The organism is Pseudarthrobacter sp. SORGH_AS 212, from assembly GCF_030818145.1.
Classification (GTDB): domain Bacteria; phylum Actinomycetota; class Actinomycetes; order Actinomycetales; family Micrococcaceae; genus Arthrobacter.
Map to the genome: position 1 here is coordinate 2,006,897 of NZ_JAUTAA010000001.1, position 21,253 is coordinate 2,028,149.

A 21,253-nucleotide genomic window follows, 5' to 3' on the forward strand; every position below is an offset into this window, starting at 1 on the left:
CCATGCTCCTTCTCTTTGGCTTCAAGACGGTCGACAAAGCCCTCCCGGGCAGGCCCGGGACGTGCCAGCACTGCCGTGCCCACGTACACCACGCCCTGGTTGAGCGGGCCACCAAGTTCACGCTGTTCTTCATCCCGGTGTTCACCACGTCCCGGAAATTCCGCATCACCTGCACCAACTGCGGCTACGTCTCGTCCATCTCGGGACGCCAGAAGCGGGCGCTGGAAATGCGTGGATGACGCTGCGGGAACTTCCGGCCGTCCCGTAAAGTTGAATGCATTATGGACGACCCTCCTTCACATATGCCCTGGCCCCTCTGCCTTCTGACCGGATCACCGGCCACCACAGGAGAGGGGCGCCCCAATGTATGAATGGATCATGCTGGGCATCGGCCTGGTCCTGACCGTCGGCACCGGCTTCTTCGTCGCCTCCGAGTTCGCCCTGGTGAACCTTGACCGGCACGACCTCGAAGCCCGCCAGGCCCGCGGCGAGAAACGCCTCGCGCCCACCATCAAAGCCCTCAAGATCACGTCCACCCACCTTTCGGGTGCACAGCTGGGTATCACCCTCACCACGCTCCTCACCGGTTACACGTTCGAGCCGGCCATCAGCCGGATGCTCAACGGCCCGCTGACGTCCGCGGGCCTGCCGGAAACACTGGTGCCGGCCATCGGGTCCGTGGCCGGTATTTTCCTGGCCACCATCTTCTCCATGGTGATCGGCGAACTGGTTCCCAAGAACTTCGCCCTTGCCCTGCCGCTGGCCACCGCCAAGGTGGTAGTGCCGTTCCAGACGCTGTTCACCACGGTCTTCAAGCCCGTGATCCTGCTCTTCAACAACACCGCCAACAAGATCATCCGCGGCTTCGGCATCGAACCCAAGGAAGAACTGTCCGGAGCCCGGAGCGCGGAGGAGCTGAGCTCCCTGGTGCGCCGCTCCGCCGTCGAAGGCGTCCTTGACCTCGACCATGCCACGCTGCTGCACCGGACCCTCCGCTTCACCGAACACAGCGCGGTGGAAGTCATGACGCCGCGCGTCCGGATGACCGCGGTGGGTACCGCGGACACCGCGGAGGACATCGTCAGCCTGGCCAAGTCCACCGGCTACTCCCGCTTCCCGGTGATCGGCCGGGACCGTGATGACGTGGTGGGTGTGCTGCACGTCAAGCAGGCGTTCGCCGTCGCCCTGTCCGACCGCGCCGGCACCACCGCCGGCGATCTCATGATCGAACCTTTGCGCGTTCCCGAATCCATGGGCGTTGACACCCTCCTGAACCTGCTCCGCAAGCAGGGGCTGCAGGTGGCCATCGTCTCCGACGAGCACGGCGGCACCGCCGGGATCGTCACGCTGGAGGACCTGGTGGAAGAGATCGTGGGTGAACTGGAGGACGAGCATGACCGCGCCCGCGTGGGCGTGGTCCGCACCGGGCGCTCCATCACCTTCGACGCCGCGCTGCGCCCGGACGAACTCCTGGACCGCACCGGCATCCGCGTGCCGGACGGCGAGTACGACACCGTTGCCGGCTTCGTGACGGACCAGCTGGACCGGCTGCCCGAGCTCGGAGACGAAGTGGAGGTCGACGGCGGCACGCTCCGTGTGGAGCGCGCGCTGGAGACCCGCGTGGAGCGGCTCCGCTTCACGCCCGCCGAATCCGGTGAAGCACCGCAAAGCCCGCACGACAGGATCGTGGACAACATCACCCGGGAGCTGACCCATGAGTGAATATCTTCCCGGCATCATCTGGCTGGCCGTGCTCCTGGTGGTCAACGGCTTCTTCGTGGGTGCCGAGTTCGCGGTGATCTCGGCCCGCCGGTCGCAGATCGAACCCAAGGCGGAAGCGGGCAGCAAGGCGGCCAAAACCACGCTGTGGGCCATGGAGCACGCAACGCTGATGCTGGCCACCAGCCAGCTGGGCATCACCGTCTGTTCGCTGATTATCCTGAACGTCTCCGAGCCGGCCATCCACCACCTCCTGGAAATCCCGCTGGGCCTGACGTCCCTGTCCTACGAGGCCATCAGCATCATCGCGTTCATCGTGGCGCTGCTGCTCGTGACCTTCCTGCACGTGGTGCTGGGCGAGATGGTGCCCAAGAACATTTCGTTCTCGGTCCCCACACGCGCTGCGCTGATCCTGGCACCGCCGCTGGTAGTCGTGGCACGGATCTTCAAGCCCGTGATCTGGACGCTGAACGGCATCGCCAACAGCATCCTGCGCCTGTTCAAGGTGGAACCCAAGGATGAGGCCACCAGCGCCTACACCCTGGACGAGGTGGCCAACATCGTGGAGCAGTCCACCCGCGACGGCATGCTGAAGGACACCACCGGCGCCCTGACCAATGCGTTCGAGTTCACCGCCAAGACGGTGGCCGACGTTCAGGTTCCGCTGGCGGACATCGTGCTGCTCCCGGAGACTGCCACCCCGGCCGACATCCAGCAGGCCGTTGCCCGGCACGGGTACTCGCGCTACATCCTCACGGACAGCAACGGCGAATCCGCAGGCTACCTTCACCTCAAGGACGTCATGGACCTCACCTCGCCGGAGAAGTTCGCCCGGCCGGTGCCCGCCAAGAGGATCCGGCGGCTCGCCTCGGCCTTCGCAGGCTCCGAACTTGAGGACGCCCTCGCAGCCATGCGCCGCACCGGCGCCCACGTGGCCCGGGTGTCCGACGCCGAGGGCGCCACCACCGGGATGCTGTTCCTCGAGGACATTATCGAAGAGCTGGTGGGCGAGGTCCAGGACGCCACCAGCGTCTGACCGGCGTTCCAGCACCAGGGTGCGGCCTCCTGCGGGAGGCCGCATCTCATTTTTGCGCCGAAACCTAGCCTCCGACGACGGACGCCGCTAGAGTGGGTCCGGTTCCGCCCTGCCGTTCCCGGCAGGGACGACGGGAACCTTCGAGGGAATGGAGGTGGTTTTGATGACTGCAGATGCCGCGCGCCCCGGGCGCCCCGCACCCATCAACCCAACCCTTTTCCCCGCCTGCACCGCCAGCGCCTGACGCGCGCCGGTGCACCGGGACATTCTCCCGAGGAAACACCTTGAACACTTCTTCAGGCAACGCCCTGGACAGCAACATCACCAACCAACAAACTAATGACGGCCCCTCCGGTTTCGGCTACACGGCCGCCGTTGCCCGATATTTCGAGGACCATCCCTGCCCTGAGGGCACCGGACGAGGGCGGGTGGTCCGCGTGGACCGCAACCTGCTGCTCGTGGCGGTGGCCGACGGGCTCCTTCACCTCCCCTATCCACTGAGCGGTGAGGCTGCCGTCACCGGCGACTGGGTCTGGACCGGGCCCAACCGGGCCGGTGACCGGCAGATCCTGGCCGTCCTTCCGCGCCGGTCCGAACTGAGCCGCAAACGCGCCTTTGAGGACTCGTCCGCCGAGCAGGTCCTGGCGGCGAACATGGACACGGTGGGGGTGGTGGTTCCCGTGGACCGGCCCCTCACGCACAACCGGCTTGAGCGGACGCTCGTGGCGGCGTGGGATTCCGGCGCCACTCCCCTGGTGATCATCACCAAGGCGGACCTTGCGCAAATAGCGGACGACGTCGTCGGGAAGGTCATCCTGCAGGCCGCGGGAGTGGAGGTGGTCACCACCTCGGCCGAAAACGGAGACGGGATCGACGAACTGCTGGCACACATCCCGGCCGGCGGCACCATCGTGCTGCTGGGCCCCTCCGGCGCCGGCAAGTCCACGCTCATCAACGCCCTGGTGGGCCGGGAAGTCCAGCACACCGGCGAGGTCCGGTCCGGGGACTTCAAGGGCAAGCACACCACCACCTCCCGGGAGCTGGTGCCGCTGGCCAACGGCACCGTGCTCATGGACACCCCGGGCGTTCGCGGGTTCGGGCTGTTCGACGCCGAGGACGGGCTGGGCGAAATGTTCGGCGACGTGGAAGAGCTGGCCGGGACGTGCCGGTTCAGTGATTGCGGGCACGGCAACGAGCCGGGTTGCGCCGTCCGGGAGGCCATCGACGACGGAGTCCTGCCGGAGCGCCGCTGGAAGTCCTACCTGAAGATGCAGCGGGAACTGGCGGCCCTGGCGCGCCGGTCCGACGTCGCGGCCCAGCGGGCCTACTACCGCGAGTGGCACCAGAAGGTGGTGTCCGTGGGCAAGTCCCAGCGGTGGGCGGAGCGGGAGGTTGCCGAGCAGCGGGAGAAGGCCGGGGGCAAACGCCGCAAAAGCCGGTGAAGGGGCGTCGCTGTCACCCCCAGGGAGTAGGGTGCGGTCATGGACATCATCCTCGTTCCCGGATTCTGGCTGGACGCTTCTTCCTGGGACGCGGTGGTGCCGGCGCTTGAAGCTGCCGGCCACCGCCCCGTTCCCCTTACCCTGCCCGGGCTGGAGTCGAAAGACGCCAACCGCGCAGGGATCGGCCTGCAGGACCACATCGATGCGGTGGTGGCTGCAGTGGATGGGCTGGACGGAAAAGCGGTGCTGGTGGGCCATTCCGGCGGTGGCGCCATCATCCACGGCGTCATCGATGCCCGGCCGGAGCGTGTGGCGCGGGCCATCTACGTGGACAGCGGCCCCCTTGGCGAGGGCGGGGTGATCAATGACGAACTTGAGGCGGACGGCCACGATATTCCGCTTCCGCCCTGGGAGGGATTCGAAGACGCCGACCTGGTGGACCTCGACGATGCGTTGCGGGAACAGTTCCGTGCCCGGGCCATCCCGCAGCCCAAGGGCGTGGCCTTTGACCCGCAGCATCTCCATGACGAGCGGCGTTACGACGTACCGGCCACTGTCATTGCCTGCGAGTTTCCTTCCGCGATGCTGCGCGAGTGGATCGCGGGAGGGCACCCCTTCGTGGCTGAACTGGGCCGGATGGAGGACGTGGAGTACGTGGACCTGCCCACCGGCCACTGGCCGCAGTTCACCAAGCCGAACGAACTGGGCAGGGCCATCGTGGCCGCCGTGGGCACACCGGGAGGCTGAGTCGCCAGGCTTCGGCCGGCACCGGCATAGCCGGCCGCTGGACGCTTTTCCCAGCAGCCGTCATTTTGGGCAGGACCCCTTGCGCGGCCGGGCTGCACTCCGCATACTAAATGAATGACATTCATTTATGCCTCTCTTGACGGAGCCAGCGCCGCCCCCGCTCAAGCAACCCCGGCTTCCCGGGCAGCCACCTCCGGTGTCATGCCACCTGAGTGGGGCGCCCACCAGCAGACGTGGATGGCCTTCCCTCCACCCAACGACACCTTCGGGCCAGCGGGGAGCCCCACCCTGGACCGCGCACGCGCGGCGTGGACCAACGTGGCCCGGACCATTGCCCGGTATGAACCCGTCACCGTAGTGGCCGATCCCCGGGATGCCACCGCAGCCCGCGAGTGGCTCGGCAGCGATGTCGCCGTGGTGGAGATTCCGCTGGACGACGCCTGGATCCGGGACAGCGGACCCAGCTTCGTGCACCAGCCGGACGGTTCGCTGGCTGCCGTCGACTGGGTTTTCAACGGTTGGGGTGCGCAGGAGTGGGCTGCCTGGGACCAGGACCGGAAAGTGGCCTCCGCGGTGGCAGCACAATCCGGGGTCCCCGTCCGCTCCAGTTCGCTGGTCAACGAGGGCGGCGGCTTCCACGTGGATGGTGAAGGGACGGTACTGCTCACCGAAACAGTCCAGCTGGATCCCGGACGCAACCCCGGAGCTACGAAGGAATCCGTAGAGGCCGAAATCCACGCGGCCCTGGGCACCACCAAGGCCATCTGGCTTCCGCGCGGACTCACCCGCGACTACGACGAATTCGGCACCCGCGGCCATGTGGACATCGTGGCCGCCTTCGCCGGGCCCGGCACCATACTGCTGCACCGGCAGGACAACCCGGACCATCCGGACCATGCCGTCTACCTTCAGTTGAAGGCTGTCCTGCAGGGCCAACTGGACGCCCAGGGCCGGCCCCTGCGCATCATTGACGTTCCGGCGCCCACCGTCCAATCGGATGAGGAGGGATACGTGGACTGGTCCTACATCAACCACTACGTCGCCAACAACGTGGTGGTGCTGTGCGCGTTCGGCGATCCCAATGACGCCATTGCCCAGGGCATCCTGGAACGCGCCTACCCGGGACGGACAATTGAACTGGTGGACGCCCGGGACATTTTCGCCTTCGGCGGCGGCATCCACTGCATCACCCAGCAGCAGCCGGCACCCGGGGAAAGCGCCTCATGAGCCCGTTCAATGTAGTCGAAGCCGGCATTAGCACGCTCCGTGCGGCCCTCGAGGGGGGCGGAACCACCAGCGAGGACCTGGTCCGGGCATACCTGGCGCGGATCGAGAAGTATGACTCAAATGGAATATACCTGAACGCCCTGGTGGCGATGAATCCGCACGCACTGGAAGAGGCCCGGGCATCGGACCGGCGGCGGGCGGACGGATCCCTGCTCGGCCCGCTGGACGGCATACCCTACACCGCCAAGGACAGCTACCAGGCCCGCGGCCTCACGGTGGCCGCCGGCTCACCGGCATTCAAGGACCTAGTGGCACAGCGGGACGCCTTCACCATCGAGCGGCTCCGCGCCGGCGGTGCCGTGCTTATCGGCCTGACCAACATGCCGCCCATGGCCAACGGAGGTATGCAGCGCGGCGTATACGGCCGTGCCGAGAGCCCCTACAACGCGGGCTACCTCACCGCGGCCTTCGCATCGGGTTCCTCCAATGGTTCCGGCACGGCCACGGCTGCAAGCTTCGCTGCATTCGGACTGGCGGAAGAGACCTGGTCTTCAGGCCGCGCCCCGGCATCCAACAATGCACTCTGCGCCTACACGCCCTCCCGCGGCGTCATCTCCGTGCGCGGCAACTGGCCCCTGGTGCCGACCATGGATGTAGTGGTCCCCCACGCCCGCTCCATGGCGGACCTGCTGGAGGTCCTGGACGTGGTGGTGGCTGACGACGCCGAAACCCGGGGTGACTTCTGGCGTGTCCAGCAGTGGATCCCGGTACCCAGGGCATCTGCTGTCCGGCCGCCGTCGTACATGGACCTGGCCGTTCCGGACGGCGCAGCCGCGGCAGGCGTGCTCACCGGCAAACGGTTCGGTGTGCCCAGGATGTACATCAACGCCGACCCGGACGCCGGCACGGCTCCGAACCCGGGAATTGGCGGACCCACCGGCAGGCGCATCGACACCCGCGGCTCCATCATCGACCTGTGGAACGCTGCCCGGCGCGACCTCGAAGCCGCCGGCGCGGAAGTGATGGAGGTGGACTTCCCCGTGGTTTCCAATTACGAGGGCGACCGCCCCGGCGCCCCCACCATCGCCACCCGCGGCCTGGTGTCCGCCGACTACCTCCGCCGCGAAATCGTCGACCTCTCAGCCTGGGCCTGGAACGACTTCCTGGACGCCAACGGCGATCCCCGGCTGAACCGGCTGGCCGACGTCAAGGGCGCCGGCATCTTCCCGGCACCCGACGGCTCCCTGCCGGACAGGTACGACGGCTTCGACGACGACATCAGCGACTATCCGGCGTGGATCCGCGAACACGGCGCCCCGGCCCTGGCGGAGATCCCACACCTGCGGGCCGGGCTGGAGGGCCTGGAAGAGACCCGCCGCATGGACCTGGAGCAGTGGATGGACCGGCTGGGCCTGGATGCCGTGGTGTTTCCCGCCGCAGCGGACGTGGGCCCCGCGGACGCCGACACAAACAAGGACTCCGCCGATCAGGCCTGGCGCAACGGCGTCTGGGTGTCCAACGGCAACCTGGTCCCGCGCCACCTGGGCATTCCCACTGTCACGGTTCCCATGGGTTTGGCCGCGGACATCGGCATGCCGGTGGGACTGACCATCGCCGGCCGGGCCTACAGTGACACGGAACTGCTGCGCCTCGCGGCAGCCTTCGAAGCCACGGGAAACCGGCGCGTACCCCCGCCGCGCACCACGTCCGCAGGAGATATCGAATAGCCCTGCCCGGACCTGGGTGCAGCAGCTATTCTGGACGCAGTGATTTTCATATCTTGCCTGTGACCCACAGCTTCCGCAGTCTTCACCCGTCGCTCCGGCCCCCGGTTACGAACGGGGCGGTGATTCCGCGTGCCATGGAGGGGAACCCAGTTTTTGGGTTCCCCTCCACCCGGCACCCTTATCGGAAACATCTTCGGGAGACCCCATGAACATCCAGCCACACGGCACGCCCCGCCTCACGCAGGACACCCTCCGGCCTGACTGCGCCAACTGCTTCGCGCTCTGCTGCACCGCCTTCGGCTTTACCCGCTCGGCAGACTTCGCCATCGACAAGCCACCCGCTGCCGAATGCCCCAACCTTGCCACCGACTTCTCCTGCACCATCCAGAACCGGCTCAGGCCCCGCGGATTCCGGGGCTGCACGGTCTTCGACTGCTTCGGCGCCGGCCAGTCGGTCAGCCAGGGCCTCTTTGGCGGGATCAGCTGGCGGGAGGACCCTGCGTCGCAGCCAGCCATGTTTGGGGCCTTCCGGGTGGTCAAGCAGCTCCACGAGATGCTCTGGCACCTGGCCGAGGCGCACCGGCGGACCTACAGCCCGGATACTGCCGCCGACGTGCAGCACCTTCGGGTGACGCTCGAGGAGGAAGCGGCCAGCGGCGCGCAGGCAGTCCTGCAACTCGACGTGGAGGCCCTGCACCACAGCACCGCGCAGCTCCTGCGGACCGTCAGTGAGGAGGTCCGGGCCGGCTACTTTACGGACGACGCCGGACCGGCCACCCGCCTGCACGCCGGCGCGGACCTTGCCGGTGCCGGGTTGCGGGGGTTGCAGCTGTGCGGGGCGGACCTTCGCAACGCACTGCTGATAGGCGCCGACCTCCGCAGCACGGACCTCACAGCCGTGGACCTCCTTGGTGCCGACCTGCGGGATGCAAGGCTCGACGACGCCGACCTGGCCGGCGCGCTTTTCCTCACGCAGGCGCAGGTCACGTCGGCCCGGGGTAACGGGGGCACGCGGCTTCCGCCGGTGCTGGCACGGCCGGGGCACTGGACGGACTGAGACGCGCACCGCGGAGCGTGCGGCGGGCCGGGAGAACGTGTGGAAGCCGGCCCGCTGGCACGCCGTGCCATGCTATGGAAGTGCCTTGACACCCCTATTTGTTAGCGCTGACTGTTGAAGAAGCCACGAACCCGACCGGAGAGCCACCTCAATGAAGAACTGGGCAGGAAACCTCGAATACGCATCGTCCGCCGTGCACCGGCCAGGATCGGTGGACGAGCTGGCAGCGCTGGTTGCGGCGGCGCCCCGGGTCAAAGCGCTGGGCTCGCGGCACTCCTTCAACCGGGTGGGCGATACAGAAGGACTGCACATCCTGCTGGACGGCCTGCCGCACAGCATCGAGCCGGACAGCGAACGGCAGACCGTCAGGGTCAGCGGGGGCGTCAGTTACGGCGAACTGTGCCGGGCGCTTGAACAGTCAGGCCTTGCCATCCACAACCTGGCGTCCCTCCCCCACATCTCGGTGGCAGGGGCCATCCAGACCGGGACGCACGGCTCCGGCGTCCACAACCAGTCCCTGGCGGGCGAGATGCAGTCCATCGAGCTGGTCCGGCCGTCCGGGGAAGTCCGGACCCTGACCCGCGCTGACGGGGACGACTTCCTGGCCAGCGTGGTGGGCCTTGGCGCCCTGGGCGTCGTCACCGCCGTCGAACTCTCCACCCGGCCCAGCTTCCGCATGCGGCAACGCGTCCTCGAAAACCTGCCATGGGACGCCGCGCTGGCGGACTTTGACGCCCTGGTGTCCGCCGCCTACAGCGTGAGCCTCTTCACCACCTACGTGGGTGATTCGGTCAGCCAGGTCTGGCTCAAGGCCCTCGACGGCGAACCTCCGCTGGCCGGGCTCTTCGGTGCCACCGCCGCAACCCGTCCGCGGCATCCGCTGCCGGACATGTCCGCCGAGAACTGCACGCAGCAGCTGGACGAGGCCGGTCCGTGGCTGGACAGGCTGCCGCACTTCCGGCACGAGTTCACGCCCAGCAAGGGCGAGGAGCTGCAGAGCGAGTACATCCTGCCGCTGGAACACGCACCGGCCGCCATCGAGGCCGTGCGCACCCTGGCGGACCGGTTGGCTCCGCTGCTGTTCATCTCGGAAATCCGGACTGGAGCAGCCGATGAATTCTGGCTCAGCCCGTTCTACCGGCAGCAAAGCGTGGCCCTGCACTTCACGTGGAAGCCGCTGCAGGCGGACGTCGAAGCGCTCCTCCCGGAACTCGAGGACCTGCTGCGCCCCTTCGGCACCAGGCCCCACTGGGGGAAGCTCTTTACGCCGTCGCGGTTCGACTGGGAGCAGCTCTACCCTCGCTTCGCCGGCTTCCGGTCGCTCGCCTCGGCCCATGATCCTGAGGGAAAGTTCCGGAACGTCCTGCTGGACGGCATCCTCGGCGTTCCCGCTGCCAGCGGACGGTGAAACCCCGGAATGCACCAGGCCATGATGGCGGCGGCGGTTAGGCTGGAGGCATGAAACGCCGCTTCGCAGCCCTGTCCGCCGCCCCGCTCCTGCTCCTGCTCACCGGCTGCGGAGCCGTGGAGGAGGCCGCAACCGATGCGGCCAACAATGCCGCATCCAAGGTTGCCACAGCAGCGGCCGACGAGGTCAACAAGCAGATCTGCGCCGTGGTCCAGGACGGCCTGGTGAGCGTGCAGGATCAGCAGGTGCTGGCCGGGCTGGTTTCTGCTGCACGTACGGCCGGAGTCCCCACGGACATCACGACGCCGTTGGGCGAGATCGCGGAAGCCGGAGACCAGGTGCCGGCAGAGTCGGTACAGGCACTGCAGGACGCCTGCGCAGCCTAGCGGCACACGACGGCACCGACCCAGGCAGGCCTGGGCCCTGTTATTGCGACTGGTCGAGTCCGTGCAGCCCGCCCGTGGCGGGAGGCCCGTGACCCTTCCGGTCGTGGACCGTCCGGTCCCGTGAGGACCGCTCAGAAGGCTGCGTACCGTGCGTGGTCCGCTCGTGGCCGGCCCTGTGCTGGGGCGGGGCAAAGGGAACCACATCCGAGTTCCTGCCCGCCGGTGCCGCCCGGATGAACTTGGCCAGTTCTTCGCGCAGCACGCTCCAGCCGATATCGGGGTCATCGGGGTAGGCGTCAACTTCCGCCTGCCGCGCTGCCTCCAACGCCACAATGCCGGCGTCGGTCAGTTCGACCTTCAACTGGCGGCGGTCCGAGGCCTGCCGCGTCCTGGTGATCTGTCCCGCGGCTTCCAGCCGGGTGAGGACCCTGCCCAGCGTCTGGCTTTGCACGCGGATCGCATCAGCGAGCCGCTCTTGGTTCAAGGGTCCGCCGGACAATCCTTCCAGGGCAATGACTGCGGCTCGGGTCAGCCCCAGCGGAGCCAGTGCTTCATCCTGCCTCCTTTGGACCAGGCGGGCCGCCAGGGTGATCAGTCGATAGCTGTTCCGGGCATCCGGATCAAGATTACTGGTCATCGGGCCGTGGCCTTCCTGTAGGTGGCAAAGCGGGGATCGCCCTTCATCGCTACATACCTACAATAAGCATGCTTAGCATCATCGTTGCAAGTGGGTCCATTGCCCCTCCCTTATGAAAGCCCGAGCGGGCGCCCCGGCTGGCGTTTCCGTCAGGCCGTTTTTTAGAAAGTCCACGCCAGCCCCCTTGCGGAACAAAAGACAAGTGTGCTTACTATCTAATTAGTAACCCTGCTTACTAAACAGCCAGCTTTGCTGGTTCTTGATCGCCAGCTGACTTGAGGAAAGAGAGCCCGATGACAGAGAACCAATGGCCCCAGACCCCCACCCCGGCCGTCACGGATCCTTACGGCGCCGCCACAGTCGAGGATGGCTTCACTACTGCCTCGACGTCCGGTCCCGCCGGCGGTTCGAAGACCGACGCGGCGAAGGCAGAGGCCTCCGACGTGGCCGGACAGGCAACCTCTGCGGCCAAGGATGTGGCGCATACGGCGAAGGAAGAAGCCGCCAACGTCGCCGCCGAGGCAAAGACCAACGCCAAGGACCTGATGAACCAGGCGAAGACCGGCCTGACCAGCGAGGCGGGCGCGCAGCAGCAGAAGGCCGCGCAGGGGATCCGCAACATCTCCGACCAGCTGCACAGCATGGCCACCGCGCCGGAACAGCAGGGTGTGGCGAGTGACCTGATCCGCCAGGCAGCCGAACGCGGCGACTCCGTCGCGTCCTGGCTGGAGAACCGTGAACCGGGCGACCTGCTCGGCGAAGTGCAGCGGTTTGCCCGCAACAAGCCCGGAACGTTCCTGTTGCTCGCCGCCGGTGCCGGCCTGCTGGCCGGCCGCCTGACCCGAAGCCTCACCGCCGGCGCTCCTGAGCAGGCCTCCGGGGCCGTGGGTGCCGGCCAGGCCCAGGCGCAGTCGCCCTCTGCCACCCAGCGGGCGGCGCACTCCGCACCCGTCCAGCCGCTCCATCAGGAGACGGTGTACGCAGCGGGGACCGACGACCTGTTCGCCGAGCCCACAGTTGCAGGCACGCCGTCCTCCACCTCAACCCTGCCGGGTGGCACGGCCGAGGACACGCCGCTGCGGTACGAGGATGACCCGTTCCGTGACGAGGACGGCTCCTACCGGTCCGCGGAAGGCGGCTACCGGTCGACTGAAGGACGCCCGTGATGAGTAGCCAGATTCCTGAGTCGCCCGGCGTGGCGCACCAGAAAGCGGAGACAGCGTCGCTGGGTGACTTGCTCGGCGATGTCACCCGGGACCTGTCCACCCTGATGCGCCAGGAAGTCGACCTCGCCAAAGCCGAACTCAAACAATCCGCCACCCGGGCCGGTAAAGGCGGCGGCATGCTCGCCGGCGCCGGCGTCGCAGGCCACTTCGTCCTGCTCTTCCTGTCCCTGGCCCTGATGTTCGGCCTCGGCGCCCTCATGCCACTGGGCTGGGCCGCCGTGATCGTCGCCGTCATCTGGGCCATCGCAGCCGCGGTCCTGGCCAGCATCGGCCGGAAGAACCTCGAAGAAATCAAGGGCCTGCCCCAAACCGGCGAAACCCTCGCCGAAATCCCCCCGACCCTCAAACCAGGTGAGGTAAACCGATGAGCGAGAACCCCGACGCAATCCGAGCAGACATCGAAGCCACCCGCGCACGCCTCGGCACCAACGTCGACGCCGTCGCGGACAAGGTCACACCGTCCAACATCGTCCACCGCCAAACCGACAAACTCAAAGACGCCGCCACCGGCGTCAAGGAGAAAATCATGGGAGCAGCAGACCACACCACCAGCCGGGTCCAGGACGCCACCCACACCGGAGCCGGACACACCTCCAACGCCCTGCACAACACCGGCGACACCCTCCACGACGCCAAAGACAACGTCGCCTCCACCCTCACCGACGCCGGCCACACCGTCGCCGCCGCACCGGACCGGGTCAAAGCCAAAACCCAGGGCAACCCCCTCGCCGCCGGCCTCATCGCCTTCGGCGCAGGCATGCTGATCTCCTCCCTGATCCCCGCCAGCGACAAAGAACGCCAGGCAGCAGACCAGCTCAAAACCGCCGCCGAACCCCTCACCACCGAACTCACCGACGCCGCCAAAGGCATGGTCCAAGACCTCAAAGAACCAGCCCAACACGCCATGGACAACGTCAAAACCACCGCCACCGACGGCATCGACCACGTCAAAACCGACAGCCAAGACGCCGCCACCGACGTCAAAGACCGCGCCACCAACGCCAAAGACACCATCCAAAACACCTAGGCAGGCGCAAAACCAGTAACAGAACGCCGGGGCCGTCTTTCCATTTCGGAAGGGCGGCCCTGGCATCTCCATCCGCTACAGCAAAGGAACTGCCATGAAGAAGTTGCTCTTCGCCTTTTTGCCCGCCATCATCGGGCGCATCCTGCGGGCCAGGAAAGCCCGGCAAACGGGCGCCGGCCAGGTCCCGCCGAGGAACCGGTACTGACTACAGGCCGTAGGGAAGGGTGCGCCTAGCGCTTGCCCTTCTTACGGGAGCCCTTGCCCCTGCCCTTGTCCGGGTTGGGGGCATACCTCTGGGCCACCTTGGGTGCGGCCTTCTTGGCGCCGGAACCGCCGCGGCGGTCGGGTTTCGGGGCCTTCTTTTCCTTGACTGGCTGCGCGGAGGGCTGCCGTGAACTCTGTGCCGTCCGGCCGCGGACGATGCCGATGAACTCTTCCAGGACCTCGTCGGTGCTGTCCGTGGCCCACACCAGGGCGATTTCAGTGCCGGGCGCATCGGTGGCGCGGCGGGCCACGGTGTCCTTGACGTTGAAGTGGCGGGCCACGGACATGGGCAGGATCACCAGGCCGGCGCCGGAGGCCACCACCTGCAGGGCCGGCTCGGGGCCACCCAAAGCCGCCACGTCCAGGAACGATTCCTGGTCCAGATCCGCCAGGGCCACTTCCTCGAACACCGAAATTTCGTGGCCCTTGGGAGCGACCACCACTGCCTGCTCCTCGTACAGGGGAATGACGCTGAGGCCTTCGCGCCCGATCGGGAGCCGGACGAAAGCCATGTCAGCAGAACCACCGCGGACCGCCTCAGCCGGCCCGCCGCCGTCGTGCATCTCCGCGTGAAGGGGAATGTGCGGCATGCGCTCTTCCCAGCGGCGGATCCATTTGCCCGGCGTCACGCCCGGAACATACGCGATGCGCAGCTCGCGCGGCGCTTCGGCGGGAATGTCGCCGGCGGAAACGGCGTCGTCTGGGGAGGAGGTTGTGGAGGGCACGTCTTCACAGTACCCGCCGCCCGGATACCCTTGAAGCATGACCTCTGCAAACTCCCAGTCCATGAAGCCGGCCACCGTTGCCAAGAAACTTGGCATCTACCTGCCCGCAACACCGCAGGAGTTCCAGGATTCGACCATCACCCGCGAGGAATTCGCCGAACTCCAGGCGAACCCGCCGGAGTGGCTCGCCGAGCTGCGCCGCAACGGTCCGCACCCCCGCCCCGTGGTGGCGCAGAAGCTGAACGTCTCCATCAGCGGCCTGGCCCGCGGCGGCGTCGAGGATGCGCTGACGACGGCGGAGATCACCGCTCTGCTGCAGGCTCCGCCGCAGTGGCTGGTCACGGAGCGCTCCACCCACGCAGCAGTCCGCGCGGAGGCGCAGCGGGTGAAGGACGAGGCCGCAAAGAAGGAAGCCAAGCGGGCCCGCGCCAACTGACGCCACCGCTCCATGCCAATCAGAAGCTTGTCCGCAGATCCGAACCCTGAAGGCCCGGATCTGTGGACAGGCTTCTGTTGTTTCCGGCCTGCTCCCCTTTTTAGGGCGGCTCAGTCCTGGTGCAGCTGGATGTAGTTGCCGCAGCCGTCGTCGAAGACGGCACTGATGCCGGACGGGTCCTCGGCCGGCGGGCTCTTAAAGCTGACGCCCGTGGCCACCAGGCGGTCGTATTCCGCCTGGACATCCGGTACGCCAAAGACGATGGCCGGAAGCCCTGCCTCATGGACCGCGTTCATGTAGTCCGCCCCGATGGGGTTGTCGCTGGGCTCCAGGAGGAGTCCTGCTGAGTTGTCCGAGGCGCCCGGGTCCTTGATGATGTACAGGTTGTACTCCGGCATGGCCATGAGGGTGTCGAAGCCCAGGGTGCCGGTGTAAAAGGCGTGGGCGGTGGCAGGGTCCTTGACGTGGATGCTGCACATTTTGATTCGCATGGACCCCAACATACCCTCGCCCGGCGCCTAGCTGACAAGGATCTGGGTTGCGGATTCTTTGAGCTTTCCGTTGGCCCATTTCATCTGCCGGAGGTTCTGGGCGTGGCAGCGCTGGGCGACCTCCAGCAGGTCCATGTGTTTGATGCCCTGGGCCGCCTGCGCCACGAGTTCCCAGTCCGCGGAGACGCCGCAGGCCTTGATGTAGGCCTCCCGAAGGTCGCGCAGGAGCAGCACGCCCGCCTCGGCGTCACGGCCCACCAGTTCGCTGCCCTTCTCGCGGATCTTCTCGAGGAGCGTGTTTTCGCCCTTGGGTTCGGGATCCAGTTCACGGCCGTAGCGGCCAGCGATGGCGGCGATCTCGCGGACGTGCTGCTGGGACCATTTCGCCAGGTCGCGGGCCAGGTGGTAAATCTCGTGGTCCACTTTGTGCCGCTCCGAGACGCGCAAAAGGTGTTGGGCGAGGTCGTCTTCATCCCGGTACAGCTGTTCCAGTACCAGTCCGAGCTTCACAGCTATGCCTCCCTTTCGTCTGTGCCACTGCCGCCGTGGCCGTCCGCGGGGCCGTGAGTGCCTTGCCCTGGGATTTCCTCGTCGGCCAGGGCGGACGGAATGCCCCTGGTCCGGGCCTCTGCCGGGAAATCGCCGGCGGGGGCGGAGGCTGTGTTGGTGGGTGCAGGGGCGGGTCCGGCGCCGGACCGCACTTTGGAAATCCGGGCAGCCGCGGTCTTGAAGATGGGCTGCTTGGAGGCGGCGTCCCATTCTGTGATGGTCAGTTCGTTGGCGGCGCGTCCTGCGCCGTCAGGCTCGTGCCGGCCCGGCGTATCCCAGTAGCCGTAGTGGAAGGGCAGGAACACCACGCCGTCCCGGATGCCGCCGATCCGCACCTTCGCCTGCACGGACCCGCGCGGGGTGGTCACCTCCGCAAGGTCCCCTTCGGCAAAGCCGTACGTGCCGGCGTCGTGCGCGGACACCTCAACCCAGACGTCCGGCGCCGCTGCCTGGAGTTCCGGCGCCCGCGCCGTCTTGGTCCGGGTGTGGAAATGGAACAGGGTGCGGCCGGTGATCAGCTGCAGCGGGAACTCCTGGCTGGGGAGCTCGTGCGGCGGCACGTATTCGGCGGCTTTGATGATGGCGCGGCCCTCAGGGTTCAGGGCCTTGTACTCGGTGGGGTCCACGGGGGCGCCGGTGATGAGATCCCGGCCGTAGGTCTCGCAGTACTCCGGGTGTGCCCAGAACTTCCCGTCAGCGTAAATGCGTTCGGTGCCGTCCGGGTTTTCCTCGTTGCACGGCCACTGGATGCCTGAGCCGCCGCGCAGCTTGCCGTAGGTGATGCCGGTGTAGTCGCACGGCCGCCCGCGGGTACACTCCTTCCAGGCCTCGAACGCCGACTCGGGACTGTCCCACTTGATCAGGGGCTCGCCGTCCTTGTCCTTCAGCCCCATCCGGTGGGCGTAGTCGATGAAGATATCCAGGTCCGGGCGGGCCTCCCCCGGCGGGTCCACGGCCTTCTCGGACAGGTGCACGGTGCGGTCCGCATTGGTAAACGTCCCGGTCTTTTCACCCCACGTGGCGGCGGGGAGCACCACGTCGGCCAGTTGGGCCGTCTCCGTCAGGAAGATGTCCTGCACCACCAGGAAGAGCCGGTCCTGCGCCAGGATGGAGCGGATCCGCCGCAGCTCCGGGAGTGACACGGCAGGGTTGGTGCCGCTGACCCACAGCATCCGGATAGAGCCATCCTCCGCGTAGCGCATCATCTGCATCAGGTGGGTGGGCGGGGAATAGTGCGGGATGGACATGGGGTCCACGTTCCATACGCGCGCCAGATCCTTGATGTGGGCATCGTTGGACCAGTTGCGGAACGCTGCGAGGTCGCCGTCAGCCCCGCATTCGCGGGTGTTCTCGGCCGTCGGCTGGCCGTTCATCTGCAGGATCCCGCACCCCGGCTTGCCCAGCATGCCGCGGATGATGTTGATGTTGTTTACCTGGACGGCGGCGGCGGTGCCCTGGTTGGACTGGTAGAAGCCCTGCAGCACGGTGGACAGGAGCCGCTCCGCGTGGCCAAGGATCTGCGCCGCTTCCTCGATCTTTCCGGCCGGAACACCCGTAATTTCGGCAGCAAGGGCCGGCGGGTACTTTGCCACCTCCTTCTCCAGGTCCTGGAAACCCACCGTGTGCGCCTGGATATAGTCCTGGTCCACCCAGCCGTTGGCGATGATGTGATGGAGGATGGCGTTCATGAGGGCCACGTTGGTGCCGGGCCGGGGCGCCAGGTGCACCGTTGCGGCCCGGGCAACTTCGGTGAGGCGCGGGTCCACGCAGATGATTTTGGGTGGATTAGGCCCGGCCAGACGGTCCAGCATCCGGGTCCACAGGACGGTCTGCGTTTCAGCCACGTTGTGGCCGTAGAGGGCGATGACATCCGCGTGGTCCACGTCCGTGTACGAGCCCGGCTGGCCGTCGCAACCGAAGGATTCCTTCAGCGCTTCCGCGGCCGTGGCGGTGCAGAGCCGGGTGTTGCCGTCCACGTGGTTGGTCCCGATCCCGCCGTGCGCAATGGTCCCCAGGCTGTAGTACTCCTCAGCGAACAGCTGGCCGGTGGTGTAAAAACCAAGGGCGCTGGGTCCCTGCTCCGCCAGCAGCGCCTTTGACCGGGCCACCACGCGGTCCATGGCGGTTTCCCAGTCCGTCTCCACGAGTTTTCCGCCTTCCCGGATTAACGGCCGGGTCAGCCTGTCCGGGGACGAGTTCGCCTGCCAGCCGTACAGGTCCTTGGGACCGAGGCGGCCGTGGTTCACTCGGTCGGAGGCGCGCCCCCGTACGCCCACCATCCGGTCGTCCTTGACGGCGATGTCCATGGCGTCGCCGTTCGAATGAAGGATGGAGGCGGTCTGGACCCAGCAGTCCACGGATTCCGTGTCGACTCCCTCGGCCAGGTGCGTGTCCACCCGCACCGGCCACGTTTCGCCGCTGCCGTACGGAGTCCTGGTACCCCACGGTTCTGCGATCCGGTCAATCCGACCCATCGGTTCATCTCCCGTCTAAAAGCACCCGGCACCCGGGGTGCGCATCAAGCGTGCGCACCCGTGCCGTGCCCAGGCGCCGCACCTGCAGTACACGGGAAACGTACCCTTTCGCATGGCGGCAAAACGCCCACACGACGCCGGCATTGACCACGCTGCCGGAACAGGGTGCAATGGAATGACCAGCCCGGGATTCCGCGGCCCGGGCGCACGCGGGAGGTGCCAGGTGGCAGCCGTGACGGAAGGACTTGTGCAGGGACTCGTCGAGGGTGCCTGGGCGCTGGTGCTGTGCGGGCCGGTGCTGGTGGCCAGCGTTGCCGCCACGGTTTTCGTGGTGCGGCGCAGGAGCCTCTTGGCGTCCGACGGCGGCGGGCAGCGTTCGGACCAGCTGTTCTGGGACCTTTTCCTTGGCTCGTGCGTGGCCGTTCCCGCGTTGCTGATCCCTACGCTGATTTCCCCATGGACCGGCCTGTTCCTGGCCGGTGCCGCGGTGGCAGCGGGCATCGGTGTGTACCGTTGGGCGCCGCGTTACCTGGCCGGGCGCTCACGCCGTCGCGATGATCTTGCCCGGGAGGCAGCGCACCAGGCTGCCCGCGCCCGGCACGATGAGCTGATGGCACGGTGGAGCCGGTACGAGCTGGATCCTGCGTGCAGCATCGACTACCCGGCCCTGACCGATGTCCGCCTTCCCGAAACGTCAGCGCTCATCAAGGCCATGCGGGCGGCGGAACAGCTTCGGAGCGATCCCGGCCACGGCAGCGTCCCCGGTGGAGGGAACGAGTATCCCGACGCCGTCACCAGCCTGGCTGCCTCCCTCGCCGACGCCGAGCGGGCGGCGGGCATTCCCTCCGGCAAGGCCCGGCAGCCAGGTTAAGTGGTGTGTCGGGAGCGGTGGAGCGCCCGCCGCCGGCGGGGATAGCATCCCAGAATGAAGCCAGAGGAAATACCAGCCCGCGACCAGTACGGCCGGCTCCTGGAGGACCGCGGGGTCTGGCGGCAGGCCACCACCCTTGACGCTGCCGGTGAGCTGACCGCGCGCTGGCTGGAGGGTGGAAGTTCCTACCAGCCCGGGCACTTCGCGGCAGGCTACGACGACGAAACCAACCCGATCGCCGCCGCATTGGCGGAGCTGAACCGGAACGGGCTGTTCACGAAGGAATCCCAGCCCGGCATCCTGGACGGCGCCGCAGCGCAACGGGAGTACGTCACCGGATTCTGCAGCGCCGCGACGGCCGGCGATCTGCTGGCACTGTCCACCCGCACGGAGCTTGTGACCGTTGCCCACGCCCCGGGTGAGGCCAGCAGTGCTGCCATACCCGTCACCCTGGATGGGACGGAAGTGGTGACGGTCCTCGGGTCCAGCGAGAACCCGGTGGATGAGGAGCAGATCAAGGCCTGGTCCGACGAAACCAACGATTCCCTGGCCCTGCTGCTGGCTGATTCCTGGTACGTGGAAATCCTGGACCCGGTATGGGGCCGCAACGACGTCCTCCTGCCAGCGGTGCTGGGTGCACTGACGGGGCGGGAGTAGCGGGAGATTGCCCCGGCACAGACGAAAGGAGTTGGTCTCGTGAAGGTGGCCAAGGTGACCTTGGGATGTTACCCGCGCGATGACGTCTCGTGGGTGAATGACGGCAAGGTTCGGGAAGGTCTCGCGACGATGCTGGTCCGCCAGGCTGACGGGACTTTGAAGTCCGCTGGCGAAGTTACCCTGGGCGACTTGGGTGTTCTGCGTCCTGATGTGGAGGTAGGTGACGAATTCATCGTTGAGCTTCGCGCCCGCTTTGACTCGCAGATATTCGACCGCCGGGTGACCTTCATCGCCAGTGGTGACGAGAGCAACGATGTCTTCGTATCGGCAGTGGGACCCGGCGCGCACGCTGAGCCAAAGGCCGGCCTGTTCAAGCGGACGCGGTATTCAGGCTTCGAGTTTGGTGTGCTGGTAATGGCCGCCACGACTAAGCAGGGTACCCGCGTCAGCCGCACGTCGGGCCCGCTCGTTGAGCACGGACCCGGCGATGGGGTAGCCGCTACTACGACTTAGCGCTGCTGGCTCTACACCTTCCAACGGCCCAATTGCAGCCGAAAAGGAAAGGTGCGGGGCAGCGCCATCCGCTGCCCCGCACCTTAGCCGTACACAGTGGCTCTACAGCTCCACGGTGCCGCTCTCGCCGACGCTCATGCGGCTGTTCGTCACCTTGGACTTGACCCACTGCAGCACGGTGGCTGCGGTGCCGCCGGGGCTGGTCCAGTACTCTGCAGAGTCCGAGTCCACCCGGAGCAGACATACCTCGGGGGTGTCCGGACCGTCCGGGAACCATGCCTCAACAACCTGGTTCCACATTTCGTGGATCTTGGCACGGTCCGTGACCACCTCTGCGGTCCCGGCGACGGAAACCCATTCAGTGTTCTTGCCGAAGGAGACGTTGACGCGGGAGTCCGCGCGGACGTGCGCAACCTGCGAGGTGCCGAGCCCGGTGAAGAACCACATATCGCCGTCGTCCTTGACCTCCTGGACGGCCAGCGGCCGGCTGACGAGGGCGCCTTCTTCGTTGATGGTGGTGACCATTCCGATCTTGGAATCGTTGATGATCTCAGTAACCTTGCTGATGCTCTGTGCGTCAGTCATGCCTCACCTCGTTCGTCTGGAGTCGGGGACACTCCCCACCGCCAGCCTA

Annotated in this window: 23 protein-coding genes; 17 read left to right on the forward strand and 6 right to left on the reverse strand. The window is 67.0% G+C overall.

Features of this window, described 5'->3' with window-relative positions; genetic code table 11:
- Nucleotides 1–2: 2 nt before the first annotated feature.
- From QE394_RS09185 to QE394_RS09230, 10 genes are all read left to right on the forward strand, one after another.
- A complete protein-coding gene (locus QE394_RS09185) occupies nt 3–239 on the forward strand; it encodes a zinc-ribbon domain-containing protein (protein WP_056077355.1) in 237 nt (78 codons plus the stop codon).
- 124 nt (nt 240–363) lie between these two features.
- Nucleotides 364–1,722: a hemolysin family protein gene (locus tag QE394_RS09190; protein WP_056077358.1), complete on the forward strand. Its 1,359-nt coding sequence runs from the start codon at nt 364–366 to the stop codon at nt 1,720–1,722.
- The gene (locus QE394_RS09195; protein ID WP_056077361.1) at nt 1,715–2,755 is read left to right on the forward strand and encodes a hemolysin family protein; all 1,041 of its coding nucleotides are present in this window, start codon (nt 1,715–1,717) and stop codon (nt 2,753–2,755) included. The genes QE394_RS09190 and QE394_RS09195 overlap by 8 nt, the downstream gene beginning before the upstream one ends.
- A gap of 284 nt (nt 2,756–3,039) precedes the next feature.
- Complete coding sequence (gene rsgA, locus QE394_RS09200; RefSeq protein WP_349034355.1) at nt 3,040–4,197, forward strand: ribosome small subunit-dependent GTPase A; 1,158 nt, start codon at nt 3,040–3,042, stop codon at nt 4,195–4,197.
- Between the two features lie 39 nt (nt 4,198–4,236).
- Entirely contained in the window at nt 4,237–4,944 is a 708-nt protein-coding gene (locus tag QE394_RS09205) for an alpha/beta fold hydrolase (protein ID WP_349034356.1), read from the forward strand.
- Nucleotides 4,945–5,058: 114 nt separating this feature from the next.
- Nucleotides 5,059–6,171 (forward strand): agmatine deiminase family protein, encoded by a 1,113-nt coding sequence (locus QE394_RS09210; RefSeq protein ID WP_349034357.1) that lies wholly within the window; start codon nt 5,059–5,061, stop codon nt 6,169–6,171.
- Nucleotides 6,168–7,898 (forward strand): amidase, encoded by a 1,731-nt coding sequence (locus QE394_RS09215; protein ID WP_349034358.1) that lies wholly within the window; start codon nt 6,168–6,170, stop codon nt 7,896–7,898. Before QE394_RS09210 ends, QE394_RS09215 begins: the two co-directional genes overlap by 4 nt.
- A gap of 205 nt (nt 7,899–8,103) precedes the next feature.
- Nucleotides 8,104–8,955: a pentapeptide repeat-containing protein gene (locus tag QE394_RS09220; RefSeq protein WP_349034359.1), complete on the forward strand. Its 852-nt coding sequence runs from the start codon at nt 8,104–8,106 to the stop codon at nt 8,953–8,955.
- Nucleotides 8,956–9,106: 151 nt separating this feature from the next.
- Nucleotides 9,107–10,363, forward strand: a complete 1,257-nt coding sequence (locus QE394_RS09225; protein WP_349034360.1) for a D-arabinono-1,4-lactone oxidase — start codon at nt 9,107–9,109, stop codon at nt 10,361–10,363.
- Nucleotides 10,364–10,413: 50 nt separating this feature from the next.
- Nucleotides 10,414–10,749 (forward strand): hypothetical protein, encoded by a 336-nt coding sequence (locus tag QE394_RS09230; RefSeq protein ID WP_261618773.1) that lies wholly within the window; start codon nt 10,414–10,416, stop codon nt 10,747–10,749.
- Between the two features lie 40 nt (nt 10,750–10,789).
- Here QE394_RS09230 and QE394_RS09235 read toward each other — a convergent pair whose 3' ends face one another.
- Nucleotides 10,790–11,386, reverse strand: a complete 597-nt coding sequence (locus QE394_RS09235; RefSeq protein ID WP_261618772.1) for a MarR family transcriptional regulator — start codon at nt 11,384–11,386, stop codon at nt 10,790–10,792.
- 293 nt (nt 11,387–11,679) lie between these two features.
- Here QE394_RS09235 and QE394_RS09240 point away from each other — a divergent pair, with 293 nt between their 5' ends.
- The 3 genes from QE394_RS09240 to QE394_RS09250 are packed head-to-tail and all read left to right on the forward strand — an operon-like array spanning nt 11,680 to nt 13,639.
- Nucleotides 11,680–12,552, forward strand: coding sequence for a hypothetical protein (locus QE394_RS09240; RefSeq protein WP_349034361.1), 873 nt, complete (start codon nt 11,680–11,682; stop codon nt 12,550–12,552).
- Nucleotides 12,552–12,980, forward strand: a complete 429-nt coding sequence (locus QE394_RS09245) for a phage holin family protein (RefSeq protein WP_349034362.1) — start codon at nt 12,552–12,554, stop codon at nt 12,978–12,980. The genes QE394_RS09240 and QE394_RS09245 overlap by 1 nt, the downstream gene beginning before the upstream one ends.
- Nucleotides 12,977–13,639 (forward strand): DUF3618 domain-containing protein, encoded by a 663-nt coding sequence (locus tag QE394_RS09250; RefSeq protein ID WP_056080139.1) that lies wholly within the window; start codon nt 12,977–12,979, stop codon nt 13,637–13,639. The genes QE394_RS09245 and QE394_RS09250 overlap by 4 nt, the downstream gene beginning before the upstream one ends.
- Nucleotides 13,640–13,869: 230 nt before the next feature.
- Here the strand turns inward: QE394_RS09250 and QE394_RS09255 are convergent, their stop codons facing one another.
- Nucleotides 13,870–14,703, reverse strand: coding sequence for a LysR family transcriptional regulator substrate-binding protein (locus tag QE394_RS09255; protein ID WP_261620453.1), 834 nt, complete (start codon nt 14,701–14,703; stop codon nt 13,870–13,872).
- Between QE394_RS09255 and QE394_RS09260 the strand changes: the two genes are divergently transcribed.
- Nucleotides 14,666–15,064 carry a DUF5997 family protein gene (locus tag QE394_RS09260; RefSeq protein WP_043793645.1) on the forward strand — a complete coding sequence of 133 codons (399 nt, stop codon included), beginning with the start codon at nt 14,666–14,668 and terminating at the stop codon, nt 15,062–15,064. The genes QE394_RS09255 and QE394_RS09260 overlap by 38 nt on opposite strands.
- Before the next feature lie 110 nt (nt 15,065–15,174).
- On the opposite strand, the gene QE394_RS09265 is transcribed toward QE394_RS09260, so the two are convergent.
- Genes QE394_RS09265 through QE394_RS09275 form a run of 3 tightly spaced genes read right to left on the reverse strand, consistent with a single transcriptional unit; the run spans nt 15,175 to nt 18,578 of the window.
- A complete protein-coding gene (locus tag QE394_RS09265; RefSeq protein WP_349034363.1) occupies nt 15,175–15,555 on the reverse strand; it encodes a VOC family protein in 381 nt (126 codons plus the stop codon).
- A 27-nt stretch (nt 15,556–15,582) separates the two neighbouring features.
- Nucleotides 15,583–16,065 carry a hypothetical protein gene (locus QE394_RS09270; protein ID WP_349034364.1) on the reverse strand — a complete coding sequence of 161 codons (483 nt, stop codon included), beginning with the start codon at nt 16,063–16,065 and terminating at the stop codon, nt 15,583–15,585.
- Between the two features lie 2 nt (nt 16,066–16,067).
- Nucleotides 16,068–18,578, reverse strand: a complete 2,511-nt coding sequence (locus tag QE394_RS09275; RefSeq protein WP_349034365.1) for a nitrate reductase — start codon at nt 18,576–18,578, stop codon at nt 16,068–16,070.
- Nucleotides 18,579–18,810: 232 nt separating this feature from the next.
- Here QE394_RS09275 and QE394_RS09280 point away from each other — a divergent pair, with 232 nt between their 5' ends.
- From QE394_RS09280 to QE394_RS09290, 3 genes are read left to right on the forward strand one after another with little or no spacing between them, the layout of a single operon-like run.
- On the forward strand, nt 18,811–19,449 hold the full coding sequence (locus QE394_RS09280) for a hypothetical protein (protein ID WP_349034366.1): 639 nt from the start codon (nt 18,811–18,813) through the stop codon (nt 19,447–19,449).
- A 54-nt stretch (nt 19,450–19,503) separates the two neighbouring features.
- Nucleotides 19,504–20,106 carry a hypothetical protein gene (locus QE394_RS09285; RefSeq protein WP_349034367.1) on the forward strand — a complete coding sequence of 201 codons (603 nt, stop codon included), beginning with the start codon at nt 19,504–19,506 and terminating at the stop codon, nt 20,104–20,106.
- A 39-nt stretch (nt 20,107–20,145) separates the two neighbouring features.
- The gene (locus tag QE394_RS09290; RefSeq protein ID WP_349034368.1) at nt 20,146–20,619 is read left to right on the forward strand and encodes a hypothetical protein; all 474 of its coding nucleotides are present in this window, start codon (nt 20,146–20,148) and stop codon (nt 20,617–20,619) included.
- A gap of 102 nt (nt 20,620–20,721) precedes the next feature.
- On the opposite strand, the gene QE394_RS09295 is transcribed toward QE394_RS09290, so the two are convergent.
- Nucleotides 20,722–21,204, reverse strand: a complete 483-nt coding sequence (locus QE394_RS09295) for a pyridoxamine 5'-phosphate oxidase family protein (protein WP_056080156.1) — start codon at nt 21,202–21,204, stop codon at nt 20,722–20,724.
- Between the last annotated feature and the right edge of the window lie 49 nt (nt 21,205–21,253).

Bases quoted from the DNA above. Each gene is read 5' to 3' on its own strand.
- QE394_RS09185 (WP_056077355.1), top strand. From the start codon at position 3: ATGCTCCTTCTCTTTGGCTTCAAGACGGTCGACAAAGCCCTCCCGGGC.
- QE394_RS09190 (WP_056077358.1), top strand. From the start codon at position 364: ATGTATGAATGGATCATGCTGGGCATCGGCCTGGTCCTGACCGTCGGC.
- QE394_RS09195 (WP_056077361.1), top strand. From the start codon at position 1,715: ATGAGTGAATATCTTCCCGGCATCATCTGGCTGGCCGTGCTCCTGGTG.
- QE394_RS09205 (WP_349034356.1), top strand. From the start codon at position 4,237: ATGGACATCATCCTCGTTCCCGGATTCTGGCTGGACGCTTCTTCCTGG.
- QE394_RS09210 (WP_349034357.1), top strand. From the start codon at position 5,059: ATGACATTCATTTATGCCTCTCTTGACGGAGCCAGCGCCGCCCCCGCT.
- QE394_RS09215 (WP_349034358.1), top strand. From the start codon at position 6,168: ATGAGCCCGTTCAATGTAGTCGAAGCCGGCATTAGCACGCTCCGTGCG.
- QE394_RS09220 (WP_349034359.1), top strand. From the start codon at position 8,104: ATGAACATCCAGCCACACGGCACGCCCCGCCTCACGCAGGACACCCTC.
- QE394_RS09225 (WP_349034360.1), top strand. From the start codon at position 9,107: ATGAAGAACTGGGCAGGAAACCTCGAATACGCATCGTCCGCCGTGCAC.
- QE394_RS09230 (WP_261618773.1), top strand. From the start codon at position 10,414: ATGAAACGCCGCTTCGCAGCCCTGTCCGCCGCCCCGCTCCTGCTCCTG.
- QE394_RS09235 (WP_261618772.1), bottom strand. From the start codon at position 11,386: ATGACCAGTAATCTTGATCCGGATGCCCGGAACAGCTATCGACTGATC.
- QE394_RS09240 (WP_349034361.1), top strand. From the start codon at position 11,680: ATGACAGAGAACCAATGGCCCCAGACCCCCACCCCGGCCGTCACGGAT.
- QE394_RS09245 (WP_349034362.1), top strand. From the start codon at position 12,552: ATGAGTAGCCAGATTCCTGAGTCGCCCGGCGTGGCGCACCAGAAAGCG.
- QE394_RS09250 (WP_056080139.1), top strand. From the start codon at position 12,977: ATGAGCGAGAACCCCGACGCAATCCGAGCAGACATCGAAGCCACCCGC.
- QE394_RS09260 (WP_043793645.1), top strand. From the start codon at position 14,666: ATGACCTCTGCAAACTCCCAGTCCATGAAGCCGGCCACCGTTGCCAAG.
- QE394_RS09265 (WP_349034363.1), bottom strand. From the start codon at position 15,555: ATGCGAATCAAAATGTGCAGCATCCACGTCAAGGACCCTGCCACCGCC.
- QE394_RS09275 (WP_349034365.1), bottom strand. From the start codon at position 18,578: ATGGGTCGGATTGACCGGATCGCAGAACCGTGGGGTACCAGGACTCCG.
- QE394_RS09285 (WP_349034367.1), top strand. From the start codon at position 19,504: ATGAAGCCAGAGGAAATACCAGCCCGCGACCAGTACGGCCGGCTCCTG.
- QE394_RS09295 (WP_056080156.1), bottom strand. From the start codon at position 21,204: ATGACTGACGCACAGAGCATCAGCAAGGTTACTGAGATCATCAACGAT.